General features: G+C 63.1%; 7 protein-coding genes. All 7 read left to right on the plus strand.

Going from position 1 to position 4,005, the window contains the following annotated elements; genetic code table 11:
* The coding region (locus QMX82_RS25340; protein WP_282288707.1) for a GGDEF domain-containing protein at positions 1–680 on the plus strand (680 nt) is incomplete at its 5' end.
* Positions 681–947: 267 nt separating this feature from the next.
* A complete protein-coding gene (locus tag QMX82_RS25345) occupies positions 948–1,589 on the plus strand; it encodes a substrate-binding periplasmic protein (protein WP_044342659.1) in 642 nt (213 codons plus the stop codon).
* 95 nt (positions 1,590–1,684) lie between these two features.
* Positions 1,685–2,266, plus strand: coding sequence for a TetR/AcrR family transcriptional regulator (locus QMX82_RS25350; RefSeq protein ID WP_200893324.1), 582 nt, complete (start codon positions 1,685–1,687; stop codon positions 2,264–2,266).
* A gap of 121 nt (positions 2,267–2,387) precedes the next feature.
* Positions 2,388–2,759: a TetR family transcriptional regulator gene (locus QMX82_RS25355; protein WP_282288716.1), complete on the plus strand. Its 372-nt coding sequence runs from the start codon at positions 2,388–2,390 to the stop codon at positions 2,757–2,759.
* Positions 2,760–2,844: 85 nt separating this feature from the next.
* On the plus strand, positions 2,845–3,225 hold the full coding sequence (locus QMX82_RS25360; protein ID WP_011655359.1) for a hypothetical protein: 381 nt from the start codon (positions 2,845–2,847) through the stop codon (positions 3,223–3,225).
* 159 nt (positions 3,226–3,384) lie between these two features.
* Entirely contained in the window at positions 3,385–3,768 is a 384-nt protein-coding gene (gene gloA, locus QMX82_RS25365) for a lactoylglutathione lyase (protein ID WP_044342709.1), read from the plus strand.
* Positions 3,769–3,805: 37 nt separating this feature from the next.
* Positions 3,806–4,005: hypothetical protein (locus tag QMX82_RS25370; protein ID WP_282288722.1), on the plus strand; the 200-nt coding region annotated here is incomplete at its 3' end.

Consider the following 4,005-nt stretch of genomic DNA (forward strand, 5'->3'; position numbering starts at 1 on the left):
AGATGGGGGTGGTCCACTATGCCGGCTTGGTCTACCGGGTTGGCAACGAGCCTCTGGGGCATGTGTTCTTGATGCACGACCGAAAGATGTCATCAGAGGAGCTGTCCCGGGTCGATCCCATCCTGATGACGGCTGCTCGGCACATCGGGGCACAGTTGGAGTTGGCCGATCTCAAGGAAGAGCTGCAAGTGTGGAAGGCGAAGGCCAATACCGACGCCCTCACCGGCCTCCCCAACCGTCGCGCCTTCGATCTGACCGTGGATCTGCAACGGCAACTTATCGAGAGTCGCTCGCGTTCAGACAGCCTATTGATCGTTCTCGACGTGGACGGGCTGAAGGCTGTCAACGACCTGCGCGGACACGCCGCCGGAGACCAACTTATCCGGGCTGCTGCAAACATGCTGCAATCGACGCTCAGGGATGGCACGGACCACGTCTTTCGAATCGGCGGTGACGAGTTCGCGGTGGTCATCGACGCTCCGACATTCAATATGGAGCGCTGGGTCGAGGATCGTGCGCAGAGCTGGCGCGGCGAGATCCGGCGCATTGGCTTTCCCGAAGCCGGGATTAGCTGGGGCACCGCACGGTTCAGCGAGGCCAACGGGACGATCGACGGATGGGTGTCGTTGGCAGACCAGAGGATGTACACCGCGAAGCGGACAGCCGCGGTACATCGGTGACTCGTCTTCCCTCACCTCACGGTCCTATTTCCGGCCGGACCGTGCTCGTCGCGGCGGGCTAACCGCCGCGGATCGATCTTCTGTTTGCTGGCGCAAGTTCAGATCATGGACAGGCATCAACGAATCCCAGAGTTCAGCCGCAGGCAGTGGGCAGGTGGCTGTATAGGCTGGCTCGGCCTATTGCGAAGCTCGGCCGCCGTGGCGCCGTCGATGCCCTCGCGCCCGCCGCCGCTGCGGGTGGCAGTGATTCAGATGGACCCATGGGGCATGAGCGGAAGTTTCGATGCCCGTCCTGTGGCGGGTCTTAGCGGCATCGTGCCTGAATTGCTCGACGAACTTGAGCGCCGCACCGGCTTGCCTACCCATCGCGTTCTTACGCCCTACGCACGTGTCGAGGCGGAGCTCGCAGCCGGGCTCGCCGATTGCTCGATCCTCGCGTGGAGCGAGCATCGCGCTGCTTATGCGATCAAGGGCTGCAAGTTGCTCGCCTTGGACTTCGGCGTGCTGCCGCTCAGGAGCATCGGGCCGGTGGGGCGAGTAGAGGATCTGCTCTCCCTCCCCGTGGCCGTCCCGCGAGGATTGCACGTCGCCACGGCGTTTGACGCGGACGCCCGAATCCCGCGCTACGCGGTCCTGGACTATGCGATGGGGGTGCGGATGGCTGCGCTGCGTCGTGGCGTGTATGCCGTGGCCGGATCGATTGCCAGCATTCGCGCGGCCGCGCGCCGACAAGGGCTCGAGGGGCACTTCGGAAGCGGCCTCGTCTTGAGCCAACGGCCTGTCACCCTGTCGTTCTCGAAGTTGTCCGCGCATCTTGCCCAGTTTGATCGGATCGACGCCATCCTGAATGAGATGGCTGCCGACTACACGGTGCAGCATGTCGCAGACCGTTGGCTCCCGCTGAGCTGAGAACCGGATGTCTTGCATAACCCTACCCTCGCAATGAAGACTCGCTTGGAGCTGAACCACGATAGAATAGCGATCGATATTCAATGGAGTTTGGCGTGGCACGCAGAGTCGTTCACAGCAAAGCCACACGGGAACGCATCCTTGCCGCCGTAGAACGTACGGTCAAGCGCTACGGGTATGAGGGCATTGGTGTCGATGGCATTGCCAAGGTCGCAGGCGTCACTTCTGGAGCGTTCTACGCGCACTTCCCTTCGAAGTCCGCAGCGTTTCAAGAGGCGGTCGGCGCGTCACTGCGAGAGCTCCGCGACAGCATCCTGCGCTTGCAGCAGGAGCAGCCCGAGCGATGGCTAAAGAGCTTCATTGACTCCTACGTGGGAGAGCGTCGCCGCTGCGACCTGGCCGACGCCTGCGCCCTGCAGGCGCTCACGGCCGACGTCATGCGCGCCGGCGACGAGGTGCGAGACGCGTTCCAGGAAGAGTTGATCGGCGTGATCGACGCTGTCGCCGCAGGGCTGCCGGCTAAGCAAGGCGAGGAGTCGATTGCCCGGGCATGGGCGCTGTTGACCCTGCTGTCGGGGGGCGTGACGACCGCACGAGCTATTCCCGATCAGGACCTGGCGGAGCAAGCGGCTGACGCCGTGCGGTCCGCCGCGCTCGCATTGGCTTACAGCACCTGACCAACTGCTAGGACCACAAAGGCGTTTTGCGTCGGAGCCCAAGGCCTCCACTGGCGAAGTTTTTGCCATTAAAATTGCGATCGTTATAATAAGACCTCAAGCTCAAGAGAAAAACGCTCCCATGCGCTACAAGCCAGGACACCGTGAAGAGAGCCGCGCCAAGATTCTCGATGCAGTAGGCCGTGGTTTCCGCAAGCATGGCTACGGCGGCATCGGCGTTGACGGTTTGGCGAAAGAAGCCGGCGTGACTTCTGGCGCCGTCTACACCCACTTCCCGTCGAAGGCGGCGGCGTTCAAGCAAGCCGGTGAAACCGGCTACCTTTACGTGGCCAAGGGTGCGGTCAGCGTCAAAGTGCGCGGTGAAGCGCCGATCGTCTATCTGACGGGTCAAACGTTCTATCAGCCCAAGAGCGCACCCGACACGCAGGTCGTCAACGCTTCCAAGACGGACGCTGCCAAGGTGATCAGCTTCCGCCTGAGCAACAGCAAGTGATCCCGGTGCTGCCGGCGTGACGAGCGTCGGCAGCGTCCGTCCCCGCGGCCTATTCATCAGGCCAACACCAACCTAGGAGTGCATCATGTCCAAGCCCCTCAGCATCGGCGCTTTCGCCGCCGTGCAATACCTGCCGCATATCGAAACCTTCCTGGCCACCGGCGACGGTGACTTCGACGGCCCGATCTGGGCCAAGGCCACCAGTGAAATCAAGTTCGTCGACGGCCGCGCGAGCTTCACGATGGTTCATGAATTCATGAGCCGCGACGGCAGCCGCATCTCGACGGTCGACACCGCCACAGGCATCCAGGTGCCGGGCATCGACGAGGTCTCGCTCACCGTCATGCACAAGGTGGTCGATTCCACCGGCAAGTTCGAAGGCCTGCGCGGCACCTTCCCGAGCTTCGGACTGCACAACTTTGCCACCGGCAAGGGCGTGCAGCGCTTCGGCGGCGAACTGAGCTGAAGTCAGCGCTAAGCAGCAGGTGCACCCGCTGATCGTGGGTGCGCCGGACGACCTCTCAAGGCGGCGCCGCCGGCACAGACCGACGGCGCCGCTTCTTCAAGGAGCACAGACGTGACACCCGAAGTTGAGGCAGCACTGCCGCGCCGCCTTCTGCACACCATGCTGCGCGTGGGCGACCTGGATCGCTCCCTGCGCTTCTACACCGAGGTTTTCGGTATGGACGTGTTGCGCCGCGAGGACTACCCGGACGGCCAGTTCACGCTCGCCTTTCTGGGCTACGGCAGTGAGGCCGATCACAGCGTGATCGAGCTCACCCACAACTGGGGTCGCAGCGAATACGAGCGTGGAAACGCCTACGGTCATATCGCCTTGGCCGTGGATGACGTGTATGCCGCCGTAGAGCGCTTGAAGCAGCTCGGCGCGAGCGTCAGCCGGCCCGCCGGTCCACTGAGCAGCCGCCCAGCGGATGGCAGCGAGCCCGACGTGATTGCTTTCGTCGACGACCCCGACGGCTACCGAATCGAGTTGATCCAACGCCGCTGAATCCAACGCGGCACCCACACTTTTTTAAGGAACCAGCATGAATTCATTCGACACGTTCAACTGGCTTCGCTCTGCGCGTCGCCTTCTTAGCGCCGGACTGGTCGCAACGACCATCGGTCTTGGCCTGGGCGCATCGCTCGCCTCGCACGCTGCACCCACAGCGGCTCCAGCAGCCGCTGCAGCAAGCACGCCGGTCGCATACCGTTATGCTGTCGTCGACGGCGTGCGCGTCTTCTA

Origin of the sequence: Pseudomonas sp. PS02302 (assembly GCF_029959585.1) — a bacterium.
Taxonomy (GTDB): Bacteria; Pseudomonadota; Gammaproteobacteria; order Pseudomonadales; family Pseudomonadaceae; genus Chryseomonas; species Chryseomonas aestiva.